At 53.9% G+C, this 18,019-nt stretch carries 10 protein-coding genes; 3 read left to right on the forward strand and 7 right to left on the reverse strand.

Annotation, left to right across the window (positions count from 1 at the left end; all coding sequences use genetic code 11):
* Nucleotides 1-80: 80 nt before the first annotated feature.
* Nucleotides 81-533 carry a MarR family winged helix-turn-helix transcriptional regulator gene (locus tag PBOR_RS24730; RefSeq protein ID WP_042216285.1) on the reverse strand — a complete coding sequence of 151 codons (453 nt, stop codon included), beginning with the start codon at nt 531-533 and terminating at the stop codon, nt 81-83.
* A 166-nt stretch (nt 534-699) separates the two neighbouring features.
* Between PBOR_RS24730 and PBOR_RS24735 the strand changes: the two genes are divergently transcribed.
* Together PBOR_RS24735 and PBOR_RS24740 are read left to right on the forward strand one after the other, a co-directional pair.
* Nucleotides 700-1,575 (forward strand): SDR family NAD(P)-dependent oxidoreductase, encoded by an 876-nt coding sequence (locus PBOR_RS24735; protein WP_042216287.1) that lies wholly within the window; start codon nt 700-702, stop codon nt 1,573-1,575.
* 29 nt (nt 1,576-1,604) lie between these two features.
* Nucleotides 1,605-3,071: a DHA2 family efflux MFS transporter permease subunit gene (locus PBOR_RS24740; protein WP_042216289.1), complete on the forward strand. Its 1,467-nt coding sequence runs from the start codon at nt 1,605-1,607 to the stop codon at nt 3,069-3,071.
* 61 nt (nt 3,072-3,132) lie between these two features.
* On the opposite strand, the gene PBOR_RS24745 is transcribed toward PBOR_RS24740, so the two are convergent.
* The 5 genes from PBOR_RS24745 to PBOR_RS24765 all read right to left on the reverse strand — a co-directional run bounded on the left by PBOR_RS24745 (nt 3,133) and on the right by PBOR_RS24765 (nt 9,868).
* Nucleotides 3,133-5,031: a DUF2264 domain-containing protein gene (locus PBOR_RS24745; RefSeq protein WP_245647894.1), complete on the reverse strand. Its 1,899-nt coding sequence runs from the start codon at nt 5,029-5,031 to the stop codon at nt 3,133-3,135.
* 6 nt (nt 5,032-5,037) lie between these two features.
* The gene (locus PBOR_RS24750) at nt 5,038-6,174 is read right to left on the reverse strand and encodes a glycoside hydrolase family 88 protein (protein WP_042216293.1); all 1,137 of its coding nucleotides are present in this window, start codon (nt 6,172-6,174) and stop codon (nt 5,038-5,040) included.
* Nucleotides 6,175-6,251: 77 nt separating this feature from the next.
* Nucleotides 6,252-6,482, reverse strand: a complete 231-nt coding sequence (locus PBOR_RS24755) for a hypothetical protein (protein WP_167549569.1) — start codon at nt 6,480-6,482, stop codon at nt 6,252-6,254.
* 355 nt (nt 6,483-6,837) lie between these two features.
* Complete coding sequence (locus PBOR_RS24760) at nt 6,838-8,700, reverse strand: heparinase II/III family protein (protein ID WP_245647895.1); 1,863 nt, start codon at nt 8,698-8,700, stop codon at nt 6,838-6,840.
* Nucleotides 8,701-8,725: 25 nt separating this feature from the next.
* Nucleotides 8,726-9,868, reverse strand: coding sequence for a DUF2264 domain-containing protein (locus PBOR_RS24765; protein WP_042216299.1), 1,143 nt, complete (start codon nt 9,866-9,868; stop codon nt 8,726-8,728).
* Between the two features lie 221 nt (nt 9,869-10,089).
* Here PBOR_RS24765 and PBOR_RS24770 point away from each other — a divergent pair, with 221 nt between their 5' ends.
* A complete protein-coding gene (locus PBOR_RS24770) occupies nt 10,090-10,926 on the forward strand; it encodes a helix-turn-helix domain-containing protein (RefSeq protein ID WP_052429630.1) in 837 nt (278 codons plus the stop codon).
* Between the two features lie 326 nt (nt 10,927-11,252).
* Here PBOR_RS24770 and PBOR_RS36415 read toward each other — a convergent pair whose 3' ends face one another.
* A complete protein-coding gene (locus PBOR_RS36415) occupies nt 11,253-17,927 on the reverse strand; it encodes an S-layer homology domain-containing protein (RefSeq protein ID WP_081972169.1) in 6,675 nt (2,224 codons plus the stop codon).
* Nucleotides 17,928-18,019 lie beyond the last annotated feature (92 nt).

The raw sequence follows: 18,019 nt of genomic DNA on the forward strand, positions 1-18,019 counted from the left end.
CATTATATCGGGAAAACGGTTACAGGCTCCATGGTCTAACTAGCAAGTTTTTGTAATTAGTAAAGGATGCGTGTAGCTTGCTATAGCCCATTGAACTGCTTGAGCATGTTAATGAACTGATGCAGCTCGTAATCATTCCAGCCGGCAATACGCTCATAAAAAACAGACCCCTTTTCATTCAGGGCACCCAGTGTTTGCTGATGTCCGAGCTCCGTTAACGAAAGAAGAATAGCACGTCCGTCATCCGGGGAGGCCTCTCTTCTCACATAGCCCATGGACTCCAGCTGTTTGATCAGACGGCTGACCGAGCTGCGGTCCATGGCCGTTGCTTCCGCGATGGCGGCAGCACTCGCCGGCCCGTAAGAATAGAGCCAGCGGATAATATGGAAGGCCGCCGGCTGCAGCGAGGAATCGAATCGTGCGGCGGCTTTGACATTCAGGGCATGCGATGCGCTGATAAGTGCATTAAGTTGCGCTCCCAGGGCAAGCTCCAGTTCTTCCCTCGGAGGGTTATGATGCTGACTTTGCTTCATTCTTATTCACCTGTCCTTTAGTCCAAAAAAATAACCGACGAAAACTAATTGACATATATCCATTAAATAATTATAGTGGACATATGTCAACCATATTTAAAGTTTTTTATGTACTTATTCAAGCTGCTGTATCCCAAAATATTGTAACACATAAAGGAGAATGACCATGCCGAAACATCCAACTGTTGTTATCACCGGAGCTACCAGCGGACTGGGGCAGCTTGTTGCCATTCAGTTAGCCAAACGCGGCTATCATCTTGTTCTGACTGCCCGCAGCAAAGAGCGGGCAGAGCAGACAAGACAAATTATACAAGCTCACAACGCTAAAGTGAATATCCGCTTCTTCTTCGGGGACCTGTCGCTGATGCAGGATGTGAACCGGGTTGGCGCAGAAATTGCCGCCGCCTGTCCAGTGATCGACGTACTTCTGAACAATGCAGGCCTCCATGCCTTCGAACCCCGCACGACTTCCGAAGGATTGCCGGAGATGATTGCGGTGAACTATCTGGCGCCGTGGCTGCTGACACACAGACTGGAGCTACCGCTGCGCAATGCCGGAAAGGCCCGGGTAGTCAATGTAGCCTCTGAAGCTTCACGCCGCCACGGTGTGCTCAGTCTGCCCGGAGATTTAACAGATACTACAACATTTACTGCCCGCGGGTCTTCACCTATCTATGGCAAAACCAAACTATTAAACATTATGTTCACTGCAGAACTGGCCCGCCAGTGGGCAGGCAGCGGGATCAGTGTCAATGCCCTGAACCCGGGCTTCAATGTAACCGGTCTGGGTCGTGAGCTGCGGTTCGCCTCGGTGCTTGAACGGATCTTGAAGCTTTTGCGTCTCGGAGATCCGCAGAGAGGAACTGATATTATCACACGGTTAATCGTGGACCAGCATTATCAGGAGGTGACCGGAGGATACTTTAACGTGGGCACAGGGAAGCCGATCGTACCGGTATCTCCCGGCGGAGATCAAGCGGTGCAGCGCAAGCTCTGGAAGGATACTCAGGACTTGCTGGACCAGCGGGGTTATCTTCGGTAAGCAGGTACTCAGAAAGGAGACAGTGTCTTATGAGTCAAGACATTCAATTGAATAGTATCAAAAAAGGACCTCTTCTCTTCATCATGATTCTAGGCGCATTTATAGCGGTTCTAAATCAAACCATCATGAGTGTGGCGATTCCCGAGCTCATTACGGATTTCAATATTGCAGCGACCACCGCCCAGTGGCTGACAACAGGCTACATGCTGGTTAACGGTGTATTCATACCTGTGACGGCTTATCTCATGCAGCGTTTCACAACCCGCGAGCTTTTTCTTTCGGCGATGGCTGCGTTCCTTGCCGGATCTACTATATCCGGTATCGCTCCAGGTTTCGAAGTGCTATTAGCCGGGCGGCTGATCCAGGCGGCTGGAGCTGGTATTATCATGCCGCTACTCATGAACGTTGTGCTTGCTGTTTTTCCAGAGGAGAAGCGGGGCGGGGCCATGGGATTAATTGGAGTTGCTATTATCTTTGCACCCGCCATCGGCCCAGCCTATGCCGGATATATGCTAGACCATTATGAATGGCGCTCCTTGTTCTATGTAATAATTCCGTTTGCCGTAATCGTAATTATCATGGCCAGCTTATATTTGAAAAATGTAACAGAGCGCACTCATCCAAAACTGGATATATCAGGAATAATCCTGTCAACTCTCGGATTCGGGTCATTATTATACGGATTCAGCAGAGCCGGCGCAATTGGCTGGACTAGCCGCGAGGTGCTGTTAACGATAATCACCGGTGTGATTTCCTTGGTTCTGTTCTCCATCAGCCAGTTGAGTAAAAGCAGCCCTCTGCTGGAGCTAAGAACATTCAAATACAATATGTTCACGCTGACAACAATTATTAATATTGTTGTGACCGTGGTCATGTATGCGGATATGATGCTACTGCCGATCTATTTGCAGAACATGCGGCATTACTCGGCCTTCGATGCGGGTATCCTGATGCTGCCGGGCGCATTAATCATGGGGCTAATGATGCCGGTTGCAGGCAGATTATTCGACCGGTACGGTGCCAAATGGCTGTCAGTCGCCGGTATTGCGATCACAGTCGTGACAACAATCAGCTTCACCTCATTAACAGATACTACAAGCTATACGTATCTTGTGCTAATGTCCACGGGCCGGCGGTTTGGAATGGCTCTGTTCCTCATGCCGATTACAACCGCCGGTCTTAATCAGCTGCCCTCGGCACTGCATGCCCACGGTACCGCTATATCCAATACCGTCAAGCAGGTGGCTGGGGCCATTGGCACCGCGCTGCTAGTTTCGGTCCTTACCCATCAGGCGCAGACTCACGCCATTAAGCTGGCTGCAGCAGGAACAATCAGTGATCCTGCACAATTGCTGCAGAAGGCTTCCATTGCAGGGATGAATGACGCCTATTTCATTGTCATTATATTTGGATTAGCAGGACTGGCGTTATCCTTCTTCATTAGGAAGACGACCCAAGCTGATTCCTTGCAGATTCCCAGCCGTTCCAATGAATAATTCAAATAAATGAAAAGAGACTACATCCTCAGCAGTTGAGCGAAGGTGTAGTCTTTTATTGCTATAGTAGCGATATCATAATTTCCGTTCCGCCCGTAGTTTGAACCATGATGCCATCCTCAGCAAAAGTAACCTGCAGCAAGGACTCGGGAGATTGCTCCAGAATATTACCGACTCCGTTCACCTGCCGGGCTGAAGAATCAGCCGAAGGATCACCGTAGACAGCCGAAGCCAGCCAGTGAATTCCGGGCTCAAGCGTAGCTGTCAATGTGGGCAGTACTGTCCGGGGACGAAGCACGTTCGTGTTGGCATTGGGCCAGATCAGCTCTGCCTTTCCGTAACCCATCAGTCCCTTGATTCCGCTGGTTCCCCAGGCTGTAGATACTGCTATGCCCGAGTTGTCGGTCTGCTGCGCAAGCTCCGTTTCCTGGCCCAGGGCGAAGCCGCCTTCTGCGGCGTCCAGTGCACGGCCTGTCTCAATCCGGTGAATCCGGATATGCCAGGGAAGCCCGGCTACCACCCAGGTACGGACTTCCACATTAGCCCATGGCTTCCAGACCGACCGCAGGACGTTGTCCGTGATCTCGGATTCCAGATTCCGGCGCCGTACGCGGTACAGATTGTCCCCGCCTTCACTGAGCGCAAGCATGGAGTCGAATGCTCCCTGCGACAGTCCCCACTCGGAACGGGGTACGCTGAACCCGAAGCCTGTGGAATAGACGAATTTCTCGTATTTGGCCGAGGTATGGGTATGTTCATTCGTGTACAGGTGGCCGCTGTTGAAGGCCGCCACATGACCGGAGGCCGGCGTGCGCACCAGGACAAGATGTGCAGGCTTCTGGACCATTACTGCCGGAATTTCCGGCAGCGGCAGCTCCTCTTCACTCCAGAAAGGATGCTCTGCGCCAAGAGCCAGCGGCAGGAAGGTCTTCAGCGCCCAGTAAGGTGAGCCGGGCGCATTATAATTCTCCGCCATGACCAGATTCGGATACGTGTATCCGATGGTCAATACGCCAGCCGCATCAAAGATCGGCTGGCTGAACCACCAGCGCAGATTGCGCAGAACAATGCCTTTCACCACACCGGCAGGGAAGCCTTCAACATCCGCATATGCCAAGGCACTCCAGAACGCTGATTGGGCAAAGCGGTAAGCCAGGCTGCGTCCGTAAGGAAGCGCGGAGCCATCCGGGGCGAACCAGCCCAGGAATTCAGCGGCGAACAGCCGGGCGCGTTCTTTGAACAATCGGGAACGTTCTGGGTCCTCCTGCTCCATCAGCTTGGCATACAGCAGCGAATAGTAATGAATCGCAAACGGCCCATAATAATCACTGTGCCCGTCAACACCATCGCTGTACCAGCCCTCGCCCAGATAGAATGCATCCATCCGCTGCAGATTGTTCTCCAGCTGCACCGCATCATAGGGGCGGCCGATGGTGCGGAACCCGACATTAACGAGTACATTGAAGAAAAGCCAGTTGCAGTCATAGCAGGGATGGGAGTTAATCTGATTCAGCCAGTTGTACAGGTGATCCTGCTCCTGAGGAGCAAGCGGTGACCAGATCTGCTCCGGAACCGCTGCAAGCGCGAAGCCGAAGGCCGCCATCTCAACCAGACGCTGGTCGTAATCCCGTACATCTCCCCAATATTCATCATGGGCAGGGTCGGTGCCATGCCGGATGCCATTCAGCACGATGTCTAGGATTCCGCTGTTTCCGCCTCCAATGAGCAAGGGAATCAGCCCCCACAGCACCCGGGAAAAACCCTCCATTCCGGCAGTTGCTGCCGGATAACTCGCTCCGCTTCTGCCGATCTCCAGTCTTGCGCCGCCTTTGCTGTAGAGCGGGCGCAGCGGACCTGTAAGCTGTTCAAGCGCGGTCACCAGGTCCTCCCGCGTCCTCAGCGGATTGTCTGCAATCCGCGAGGATAATATTTCTGATGCTGCCTTCCCGTTAGTCATCATATCCCCCTACTCCCAGTAGAACGGGCCGGCTTCTTTGATCCGCGCCAGTGCTTCAACATAGAAGAAATCACCATAGATCAGCGGAACATCGATATTCCGGTTCTCCGGGTAGTTGCTTGTACCGTGAAGCAACAGCCCTTCTTCCTCCGCATTGTCCCATGTTCCATAATTCCGGTAGAGGGATTCCGTAATTCTGAGTGCGCCGTTCCGGTATACATGCGCCTCCGCTTCATCCACCTGGCTGGCCAGCAGCAGCAGGCCGCTCGCCGCGCAGGAACCGGCGGAGCTATCACGAATTTCGCCGATTTCACCGGGAGCCCGGAAGTCCCAGTGCGGAACCTGATCCTCCGGCAGACGGGTCAGGAAGAAATGGGCCACCTGCTTGGAGGCATTGAGGTAGCTCTGCTTGCCTGTATGATGATAGGCCAGCGACAACCCGTAGAGTGCCCAAGCCGCGCCGCGCGACCAGGCGGACTCCGGTGCATAACCCTGTCCGCCGCGCTTCTCAACCACTTCGCCCGTCTCCGGGTTGAAGTTGACAATGTGATAGACGGAGCCGTCCGGCCGGATGAAATGCTCCAGTACCGTGTCCATATGCGCCTCGGCGATATGCCGGTAACGCGGATCTCCCGTTACTTCGGAAGCCCAGAAGAGCAGGCTGGTATTCATGCTGCAGTCGATAATAGCGACCCCGCTGTTGTCCTCGCCTTCTCTCCATGGATTCCAGGCGCGGATATAGCGGCCTTTGAGATTGAAGCGGGCGGCCAGATAGTTGGCAGCCTTAAGCGCCCGGACCCGTGATTCCTCTGTGCCCGTGAGCTTGTAGTTGGCTACGCTGGTCAGCAGCCACATGAAGCCTAAGTCATGATCCAGCTTCACATAACCATCCAGCACCTCATCCAGCCGCTGCTCGCAGCGCTCGGCAATATCCTTCAGACTCTCGTCACCGCTCACGGCATAGAGCTGCCAGAGCATGCCCGGCCAGAAGCCGGCTGTCCACCAGCTCGGTGTCTCCAGTACGTACTTGCCGCCTTGGCTGGCATGGGGGAATTCGGCACCGATTCTCAAGCTGTTTGCTAGCGTTTTCTCCAGTGCTTTGCTCCAAGCCTCATCTACCCAAGCCTGCTGTATTGTTCCACTCATCTAAATCCCGCCTTTGTTTGAATTTATTTGCTTATCTATTTAAGCTGATCGAAAGATATCTGCACAAGAATTAGCTTTCACCACGCCAAATCCGGCAATTCCGGGGGCTTCCGGCGGCGGGCGCCGCTGCTTCCGGGCGGCGGGCGCCGCAGCTTCCGGGCGGCGTGCGTCGCAGCTTTCCGGGCAGCGTGCGCCGCAGCTTCCGGGCGGCGGGCGCAGCAGCTTCCAAGCGGCTTTCCCGGCGCTGCTATTGCCGCAGAAGTTCCGGGTTCCCCGACCATTGTGAAATCCTGCATAAAATACAACATTTTCCTCCAAAAGCCGACCCGAATCCAAAATTGTTGTACAAAAGGCAACATTTCTCCTCATTCAAGCCGTTTAATGGAACAATTGTTGTATTTCATACAACAATTCTCCTGCACATCCCGATATAACAGTACCTAAGTTGTATTTCATACAACAATCCTCCCGCACATCCCGATATATCTGCATCCGAATTGTATTTCATACAACACTTTACCGGATTTCGTCTGAACACCAGCGATGGACCGGCCGCTTTGTTGGCATCAACCATCGTCTTCTATGCGGGTTATATCCCCCAGCAGAGAAGCGGTATCCGCAGCGGATGCGGATACCTGGAATTGCGGCCGCTTAATTCAATGTTCACAGAAATTGAAAAGTGAATGCTAATGTGCCCTCCGCCCCGGGCTGAAGAACATGGAAGTCCAGACTGTGCCACAGTGTCTCCTGGCCATAATGATCCCGGTACACATGCGCGGTAATCTCCGGCTGGACTGCCTCCGGATCATAAGTGACCTCAACGCCGAGGCCCGTAGTGCCCGGCAGCAGTACGCTGCCCGGGTGAAGGAGCTTAGGCCTGCGCCAGGTTACAAACCGCTCCGTCCAGCTCGCCGGAGCTTCCTCGTACCGGTAACGGTCTGTCAATTCAAGACGGGGCAGCTCCTCTTTGTGCCATACCAGCGAACGCACTAAGGACTGCAGTCCTGGCACCGGATAAGCCTGTGCCATCTCCAGTGTCAGCTCATCCTTCTCCGCCGCCGCAGATGCATGCAGCACTGCGGCGCTGAACTCCCGGCCGGCACCCTGGTACTGCCCGTTAATGACCGGCACCGAATGGCCCTGCGATCCATTGCAGTCATAGCTGTAACGGCCGGCACCGAAGTAGTCAGCGGTATATTCTCCGCTGCCCAGATCGGAAGCGTAGATCTCTCCCCGGCCGCTTAGAATGAAGTGGCCCAGATCATTATGATTATGCGGCTCATCATTGTGGCCGGCTTTGGCGGCGAACCCGAAGGCCCCTGCTGCCGGCACATGACGCGAGAGCAGCCAGGCGGCATCGGGAAGATAGCAGCTGGCAGCTTCCCACGCCTCATTCTCCCGGCCGGCTCTGGTCCAGATCAGATTGCGCAGCGCCGGTGCGAAGCGGCTGCAGTGATCGTCGGTGAACGGCGCGCGCAGAGCGGACGGAGGCCGCAAGACATCCGCATAGGCATCCGCCAGATAATGGGACAGGCCCATGTGTACACGTACCTGAGGCACCGAATCCGAGAAATTGGCGACATGACTTTCGTCAATGAAGCATTGTTGCTGGAAACGGGCGATCTGCGATACCTTCTCCTGCTTGAACCAGTCCAATCGGCCTCCGGTGCTTGTCCGGAGCAGATCACTATAATAAGTGAAATAGCCAAAGCCATAATTCCAGTAGCCCAGCCCCTCCAGACAAGCGCCGTCCTCCCCGAAGCCTTCCAGATAATAGTTCATGCTGCTCTCTGTCTTCATTAGAATATCCGTTAGCATGGCTGCGTCCTTCACCAGCAGCAGCGCAGCTCCCCCGATGGAGCCCGCGCAGACTGCCGCCCAATTATGGCGTGATGTCTCCCAGAAATATGGACCCTGCTCAAGAAAAGGCCGGAAAATTCTGCGCTCTACCTCATACCGTATCCGGGACTGCAGCAGCAGCGGAAGCCGGTCCCCCAGCAGAAGGGATACTTCACTTAAGGTAAATCCCGTCTCGGAGGAGAACAGGTCAATATGCCGGCTGATCTCAGCAGCATCATGTTCTGCGGGAAGATGGGCCGGAAGACACCAGGTGTACTCATCACATATGACCCAGAGGATATCCTCCAGCTTCTCCAGAAACTCCGCACGATCCGGCTCCAGCAAGCTTAGAAATGCATAGGTATTCAGTCTTCTTCTCCGTTCGAAATAGACCCGTTCATATTCCAGTCTCGAACCGGTACGCGCAAAAATAGAAAATAGCGTGTACGTCAGCGCGGATATAGGCTGACCCTCCAGCCGTTGCGCCTCTGCGCGAATCTCGCTAATATCTGCCTTTAACACTCCGGATGACAGCGCCCGGGTCCAAAAAGCAGCCGAATCTCCCTGCGGATAATACAAGCTCCAATCAGCCGGTTTCATGTCCTCCACAATACCGGCAAGCTCCTGTCTGTTCATGCCCACTTCTTCCTCCTTATCAGTGCCCATCTGATTCGTGCTGTACTTCATTCTCGCTATAGCGGCGGAACACCCGCTATTCCAGCGCGTGATCCCGCATAACATTCTCACCGTCTGCTATTCTTAGCGCAGTCCATTTCAGCTCTTCGCCCGCCCAGAAGGGGTCGGACGGAAGCAGCCCGAGCGGAAGGAATACCGCAGCGCATAAATAGAGGCTGCCCGTATTGATATAGCTCTCGGCCAGCTCCGGCTGATAGCCGTAGATCCCCGGACGCAGCCAGCCGTTCTCATCCAGCGTGCCCGGATAACTCATAATCCGGCTGATCACTGCTGTCAAAGCACAGCGTACCTGTGCCGGAGGCAGCGCCTCCTCCAGGAAATGCTGCAGCGCTGCCTGCGACAGCAGCTGAAACGCGCCGAAACGGTACACAATCGAGCGCCCGAGGAACGGATAGGTGCCGTCCGGGGCAATGCTCCGTTCGAGCACTGATGCATATCGCTGCGCCCGTTCCATAATCAGCGGCTTAAGTGCAGCATATTGCACCGATTCCTGTTCAAACAGGGCCACGACATCAACCAGCATCGGCTGAATCACAAAGCTGTTGTAATAATCCCAATGAAAATCCTTGCCGTCCCCGTAGACCCCATCACCCTTGTACCAGTCCATGAACATATGAACCGCATAACCGACACGCATCCGGTCATAGTCAGGATCGCCCAGTATATACAAAGCCGCTTCCACCATTGCACTGAACAGCAGCCAGTTGCTGCCGCTTGGAGCGGTCCGGCGTGTCTGCTTCAACGCGGTTATTAAATTGCCTTTGACCCGCTCAGTCAGCTGACCTGTAATTGCTTTCGGTGCGCGCACCAGCGCATGGGCCAGAAAGGCTGCATCTACCAGCGGCTGGCCTTCCGTCTTGAACTCCATATAGTCAGGCGACTGCGGATCGGCTGCTGCATCAATAGCTTCCAGCATCAGCCCGGCGTAACGGACTCTAAGCTGTTCTTCTTCGCCTTCAAGTCCCTCAAGCTCCAGCCATGGAGCCATTCCGCAGGCCAGTCTCGCAAAAGCCTCCAGATGGGCAAACTGACTCCGGTCACTATGAAACTCTGTTGGCAGCTGTTCTTTCAGTTTCCGCTTGGCCAATGCCTCCAGCACGGGTCCCCCGATCAGCAGCATCGTATCCAGCCAGTATTTACGCTGTTCCTTCCCATTCATCCACAATTCCACCCTTTCAGGTATTCTTCTTCTCTAGTTTAGTGTGGTATTATTGCAATGTCTTTGCGAATAATGATGTTTTATTGCGTTTATTGCGATCACTAAGTGAAAATGGCTTTGCCGTCCTTTAATAGAACGCGGTATCGTTTCAGCGAGAAATAGAAGAATAATGATAGCGCGAAACATATAAATTCTTATATTTGGAGAAAGGGGCAATCCCTATGAAGCATGCCCAGTATTATGAGCCGTTCGCTGGTGATATTCTAGCCGGAATCGGCAATTCACCAATCTCGCCGACCAGGGATTTCCACATTCATGACCACTATGAAATCTTCCTGTTCCTCGGCGGCAACGTAAACGGCTTTGTAGATCAGTTCAGCTATCCGCTGCAGCGGGGCAACGTGCTCCTGTTCAACAATCACGAAATTCACAAAATCATCAATTTATCATCGGAGCCCTATGAGCGGCTGACGATTCATTTCAAAGCCCCGCTGGTTTATCCATTCTGCACCGCAACCACAAATCTGCTCGCCTGCTTCCAGAACCGCCAGCCCGGAGAGCATAATCTGGCCCATATGGAAGAACCGCTGCTTGCAGAGTACTTAGCACTGGCTTCACTTCTGATGGCAGCATTAAAGAGCGGGCAGTATGGCAGCGAGGTGCTGGCTCTGACGTACCTGATTCAGATCCTGGTAATCGTCAATGAGCTGTACAGCCGCACCCGCTCCGCCGTGCCCAGCATTATTTCCTCACATATACAATCGGCCATGAGTTACATTGACAACCACCTGCACCTGAACCTCTCGCTCGAGCACATAGCCGGGGAACTGAACGTCGATAAATACTATCTCAGTCATCTGTTCAAGCAGCAGACCGGCGGAACCATCTACCGTTATGTCCTGCTCAAAAAAATCGCCTTATCCAAGCAGCTCTTGTCCGCCGGAAACTCCGTATCCGATACCTGCTATCTGTCCGGCTTCAACGACTATGCCAATTTCATCCGCACCTTCAAGAACATCACAGGCATCCCGCCCGGCAAATACGGTAAAAAAAGCTGATGTCCCCCTTATGATGGGGCGCTCTATTGAACTAAGGGGACGCTGGCTGGCGGAATTAGTGGGATAAATCCCTCTAAATTCCTCGTTCTGCCCACTTCTGGTGGATTTAGTGGGATTTATCCCTCTGATTTCCTCATTCTGCCCGCTTCCGGTGGATTCAGTGGGATTTATCCCTTTCATTTCCTCATTTCCGGCAAAACAGGCCGAATCTGATGTATTTATCCCTCTAATCCTGCGGGCATCTAGAAATTGAGGTCAAATTTCACATCCGTATAAAAAACCTGACAGCCCGCTAAGCGCAGCTGCCAGGTTCTTTGAGCTCCTGCTTACAAATGTCCCAGCAGATTAGCGATGACTTGCGCGCTCTCTGCACGGGTCATGCTCTCTTGCGGCGCGAATTGCTGATTGCCGCGTCCCTTGATCAGCCCAGCCTGCTCTGCGGTGCCGGCTGCGTTCTTCGCCCAGTCATGAATCAGGGAATAATCACTGAACGCGCCTGCAGCTGTATCACTTACCTGGCTTACCTGGCTTACCTGGCTTCCCTGTAAGTACTCATAAGCGCGGACGATCATGACCGCCATTTCCTCACGGGTAATATGTTCATTGGGAGCGAATGAATCCTTGCTGCGTCCAAGCACGATACCCGCTTCATTTACTGCGGCTACAGCTCCGGCATACCATGACTCGGAATCCACATCCGCAAATGCCGGTGTACTTCCCGCCTTGAGGCCAAGCGCACGAGTAATCATAGCGGCGAATTGCGCCCTGGTTACTTCCCCCTGGGGATTGAATTCTGTAGCCGAGATGCCCTCGATAATATGCTTCGCAGCCATAGACTTAATAACACTGTTCGCCCAGTTACTGCTGCTGACATCCACGAAGCTCTTGTTATACTCCAGCACGGCATACTGGCTGAAATGCTGCACATCGGCGGTGAATTTACCGTCAGCCAGTGTTCCGCCCATGTATTCAAGCGCACCGCTGGCAGCGATATAGTAGACGCCAAGCAAGCTGCGGTTGGCATTAGGATCTACAGTGAAAGTAAGAGTAAGCGGTTGGTCAAAAGCGGTTACCGGCACAGCTGTACCGTCCGCAGCAACAACCTCGAGGCTGAAGCTGATCACATCACTTGCCGCCGATAGCTGAACGGAACCGTTGACAGCCGGATTGTTCATCAGCTGCTCCGCAGCAGCCTTCGCTGTCTTCACGGCTGAAAGCTTAATTCTTGCCCCCTCCGGTTGTTCTCCGGCAACAGTAACCTTCTCCTGAATGCTCTTCAGCACTTCCGGAGTCAGATCCACTGCAACCGTACTCCAGGCGAGACGCAGGGTATTCTCTCCTGTAATTCCGGATAATCCTGCCGGAAGTAGTACGGATTCTGTAGCATCAGTGAGCTGAACCGTTATTACCCCGCCAGCCGGAGCCGCGAAATCACCAGTGCCAAGAACCTTCTCGGTCTGCGGCTGCGGCGCCGGTGACGGCGTAGCCGCTGGTGTTGGTGCTACCGTCGACACAGGCGAATCCGTAGGGGCCGGCGTTGCGGTTGGTGCTGTTGTCGGCTCAGGCTCAGGCGTCGGTGTTGGTGTCACCGGCGGCTGTTCTGCTTCGCCTACAGTCACCGTTCTGGTCACTTGGGCAGCCGCATTGCCCGCAGTATCCGTCACATTATAATGATACAAATAGGTACCCGCTGCTGAGGTATCCAGCGTCAATACAGACTCCCCGTCCTTCGTAATCGTCGCCACGATGCGCTCCGTAATGTCTCCGTCGCGGTCATCTGCCGCAGTAGCTCCGGCATCGGTATAGCTTACGCCATTCTCCAGTTGAATGGATTCTTCCCCAAGCAGGGTTATCACCGGCTTCGTTACATCCGGGTCAAGTGCAACGACTACGGTTCTTGTTACTTCCTCCGCTGAATTGCCTGCGTTATCACTGACATTATAATGGAAGGTATAAATATCCTCTACCGCCGTATCCAGCTCTGCCAGGCCATATACTTCACTGGTAACTGTTGTAACGATACGGCCAGTTATATCTCCGTCCTGATCATCAACAGCCGTTGCTCCGGCATCGGTATATTCCGCACCAACCGGCAGATTAACTATCGCCTCGCCATTCAGATTAATTACCGGCAGAACCGTATCCGGTACCGGCAGCGTAATTGCTCCGCTGGCAGAACTATCCGCCTTCGCCTCCCCCTTGCTCAGCGTAACCGAGAAGGTGAAGCTGCCGTCCATGTCGTCTGTTGCTTCCTGGAATGGCGACAAAGTGATATCACTCATGGTAACGCCGGTAGCACTGAAGCCGGGCAAGCCGTTTATGGTTTGCACAAGCCAGGCCTGAACAGCCTCTTCACTGTTTGCCGTTTCCTTCCCTACATCGTAAGCTGCACCTTCAATAATACTCTTGGCCTCGTTGACTGCCTGCTCATTGGCAACGCTGACCTTGTCTCTGGCTACAGCTACATAGCTGATTACCGCAGCCTGACTGAACGTATTGTACACTGAATAGGTCACGGTACCGTTCACGGGCAGCGTGAAGTCATGATTGACTGCGGTACCCGCAGGACCTGCAACCAGGCCGGTACGGACCTTTTCAGATACGGCTTTCCCTTCCGCATCAGCATAACTGAGTGTAATATCCATGGTCCGGCTGCTGTTGTTCCACCAGTCCAGATGATAGGAAGTAATCGTATATTTGCCTGCATTCAGAGGCAGCTTGTAGACCAGGGGTGTATTCTTCGTATTCGAGCTGTATACCCCAGTCTGAGCTTTGTCTGTAGCAACTACAGCTCCGCCAATTCCCTTGGGACTGTAGTTTGCCGTAATGTTGGTATGTCCCCAGACCGTATCATCTGTAGACAACTGATCCGCCTTGTTATTCAGCAGGCTATTACCGACGAAATTCTTGATCGTTGTATATGGCGGGGTGTCGCCGTCTGCCGAAACTCCAGGGTCCAGGAAGTATAAGAGACCTTCCGGAACCACTTCCACATACGCTGTTGTCTTCAAATTTCCGAAAGTACCGGTTACAGCTACCCGTTCATATGGAGTGTCGAAGCTGACTGCGTCTACATTCCATTTCACAGTCACCTGCACCTTGCTGCCGTCAGCGCGCGTTGCTTCCAGCCTGGCCGGCAGATCCGGCTTCTTCCCGGCATAAGTAGCCGTATCCTGAGGAGCGGCAAGCTCCCTCACATCGCCTACAACCAGCCCGATATAGGCAGATGTCAATCGCGCTTCAAGCTGCGCTGCACCTTCCTGATCCAATCTGTATCCGGCAGGATTATTTAATGCTGCCTCCGCTGCACCTAGCGCACCTGAGAACAAATTCCAGTCACTCTCCGGGAATTCATCCTGCCGGGTGATTTCCTGCGCAGCTTTTACCGCCAGCTCAAGCGCGGCAGTGTTCACGTTTCCTGCGGCTCCCCCGTCGATAACCCCCACAGAATCCACAGCGAGTGTACCGCTGAGCACCTTAATCTGAACCGTGTGCTCCCCGTACTCCAGCCCGCGCAGCATGAAGGTCTGGTACAGCTCCTTCGATGCCGCAGCTGCACCCGAGAGCACTACAGTCCGGCCGTCCACACTCACTTCCAGCTTGGCTGAGCCGTCATTCTGGCCCAGAATATCAAGTCCGGTGCCGGTAAACGTGTATTTCAGCACCGCACCCGCAGCCTGACTGGTGGAAAGGGAACGCTGGTACACATACATCCCTTTGCCATTCTCATGGGCCCACGCACCTTCGTAAACCAGCTTGGCACCCGGAACCGCAGCCAAATCGTACATCTCCAGATTATCCAGCAGCTCAGAATAATACGGCGTATAACCGTCTACCTTCTCCACCTTCAGATTATCGAAGCGGACATGATAGAAGCCGCTGGCCAGCTGTACGCGTCCCGACAGCTTCGGATTCGGGTCGGTATAAGTTTTAAGCTCAACATTATCCAGATAAGCAGTGATTCTATCACCCGCAACCTGAAGAGCAATGTTATGCCATGCGTCGTGTGCGGTATCAAAACCTGCGATCTTCACGCCGCCGGCGCCGGTGGCCGCATTGCCGCTGGCGACAACGGTGCCGCTGGACAGCAGCTGCCATCCGCCGTCGAACCAGAACTTCAGGGCGTATGGCGTACCGCTTAGCGTCTGCGGGCCGCCCTGATACCGGGCTCCGACCGCCGCGTAATTGTTGCCGCTGTAAGTACTATTCTGTTCAAAAGACACATCGGCACTGACTTTATAGTTGGTCCAGCGGTTATCCCCGATCGCGGTGACAGGGTCTCCGCCATTCCAGGCGCCGCCTACTCCTGTAGTGTTCTGATCAAGCTGCTGGCGCAGGACATAGTTATCCGTATCGCCTATGCGATACCCCTCGAAGGCACCGTTAAGGTCCTGGGTATAACGCGGAATGACACTCTGCTCGCCGCCGCGGGAGCTGACATAGCTCTGCTCGCCGGTGATTTCACCGCCTTCACCGATGACCGCAACGGTTTTGTCCCCATAATTGAAGTCATCCGCATACAGAATTCCGTCTTCTGTATTCTGTACGGAACCTGTTGCATCAGTATCCAGCACCGTACGCTCTCCCTCAACCGGAAGCGCTGCTGGCTGCCCCTCTGTGGCGTGGTTATCCAGTGTGCTTACAGTTACAATCGAGAACGGCTTCACGCGTACCGTGTACACGCCGCTGCCATCTGCAGTTACATCGCCCAGATATTTCATATAATTGCTGTTAAAAGCCTGACCCTGATCCGCTGCCCGGGTCTCCCATACTTCCAGGGAAGGATTGCCCGTATAGCCCATGTTCACGGTCTGAAGCTTGTAGATCTTCTCGTACTCGCTGTCATTGATGAAGACTGTCGAGAAATCCTGCTTATCAGGTGCAGCAAGTGTCATGTAGCTCGGAGTGCCGTTGCGTCCGCTGACCGGATTCGTACCTGTTGCTCCGGTGTAGCTGGCCTTGGGAACCGCTCTCCAGATCCCTGCGGTATTCTCTTCATTCTCCCAGCCTGTCTTGGCAAATCCGTTGAAATGCTGGAGAATAACCAGCCCCGCATCATAATGAATCCAGCCCGACCACGGGTCGCGTGCACTGAGCAGCTCTTTGAAGGAATACTGTCCGCCTTCATAGAAGGAGCCGATGGCCGGCTGGTAGATGAAGTGCGTCCGGCGGGAATTCACGAAGCCTTTAATGATGGTGTTGCCCATCTCCAGCGGACCGCCGGTGCCGCCGATTCCCGTGCCGGCCGCCGACGGGTCCTTCATATTGTTGTTCGGGCGGAAGGCCGAGTTGCTGAAGGTCGCCTGCGCCTCACTGTTCCAGATTTCCTTGTCGAATTCTTCGGCCAGCCGTTTGAAATTGCCTTTGCTGTCATCATCAGTATTGTAATGATATCCTGCGGCCGTTACCGCCTCACGCAGGGAAAGATCGCTGACCATAGCATCGCCGAAGGTGCCGATTCCGACCTCGTCGGAAATAATCAGCTTAATGTTGTGATACAGCTCCTCCTCCTCAGTGTTTTTGAAGCCTGTAGAGTCTGCTTTAACCTTGGCGCTGTATTGCTTGATCCAGGCCAAATCCGCTGCATGCTCATTGACATCGGGATTGACGTAATCGACCATATAACCGTATTCACGGTAAGCGGCCAGAATCGTGTTTTTGTACCAGGTATATATTTTGTCGTTGTTATTCGCCCAGGCCGGAGCGTTCCAGCGCAGGAAGCTTACCTTAACCGCAGGATTAATGGCCTTCGCATCCGCCGCCAGCTGGAAGCCGGGATGCCGGGTTACATTGGCCGCTTCATCCTCCGTACGCATCGTTGAAGGGTCCGGACCTGTAGAGTTGTTGCGGTCATTCCCCATTTCAATCTTGACATGGTCGATCAGCGGACGGTCGCCGCCGAACAAGACCTGCAGCAGCTGCGCATAAGCCTCGGGCTGCGCAGACTTATAGTCCATCAGCAGGGCGCTGGTGCTGTTGCCGCTGAGCACGCCGAAGCCTTTGAATGTGAGACCGTTGACATTGTCTGCCTGGATATCGTTGCCGTCGAGCAGAACTTTAACCGTAGAGGCTGCGGTCTGCCGGGCATCATCAAGCTCTTGCTTGATCGCGCCTTTGGCAACAGCGAACCAGCTCAGGATCGGCTTCTCCCCGGAGACATAAGCATAGGTCAAGGTCATAGGACTGCTGACATCAATATCTCCCGGAATGGTGAATTCAGCGGAAATAAGCTGGGTTGTTTTGCTGTTGAACTGTGTAAACGGAATGCTTCGGGTTTCCCCGGAGACATTCATATATTCCAGCCGGGGCTGTATGACCCGGTCGCGGCTGCCGTACCAGTCATAGAAACCGCTGCTGAGTGTATAAGTACCTGCATTAAGCGCTTTCAATTTATAAACGATATGATTGCCTGAAGGATCAGCACGCAGTCCTACCTTCCATATAGACGGTTCGGTCGCCGGATCGGCAAGATTTCCGTCCTTGGAGTTCTTCACCTTATTGCCGTTATCATCAAAACCCCAATCCGTCTGGCCGTTAATATACTTCTGATCCGGTAACCCGTTAAGCAGGCTGCCGCCGGACAAGGTTTTGACCGCTTCGTACAGCGGAGAAGGCCCGGAAGGATTATTTAACGAATCGCCGCCCCTGCCGCTGTCCACGAAGTAGACGAGCGGACTGCCGGCCGGCGGAATCACTTCCACATTCGCCGTAACCGGCCCGCCGTTCGCGGTTCCGTTCACGGTTACGGTGTCATACGGCACATCGAAGGTATCTTCGCCAATGCTCCAGTTCACAGCCGCACTCTGGCCTCCAACATCAACGCTTGCCGGCAGAGTCGTACCTGCCGTTGTCTTTGCTCCCATATAGGCCGCTGCATAGACCGTATTTACGGTGGCAGCAGATGCAGCCGGTATACCAAGGGCCGGAAACATTCCGGCTACAAGAGCACCTGACATCAGCACTGAGAATAGCCTTTTCTTAACGCGGGTTTTACTGGTCATTCATTCATCCTCCTCTTTTGCATGTAAGTATGTGATTTTATCTTCGTTGTTAGAAGAATAATCCTTCTCGGCTGACCTCCATCGTTCACCCT

It is taken from the genome of Paenibacillus borealis (assembly GCF_000758665.1).
GTDB lineage: Bacteria > Bacillota > Bacilli > Paenibacillales > Paenibacillaceae > Paenibacillus_AQ > Paenibacillus_AQ borealis.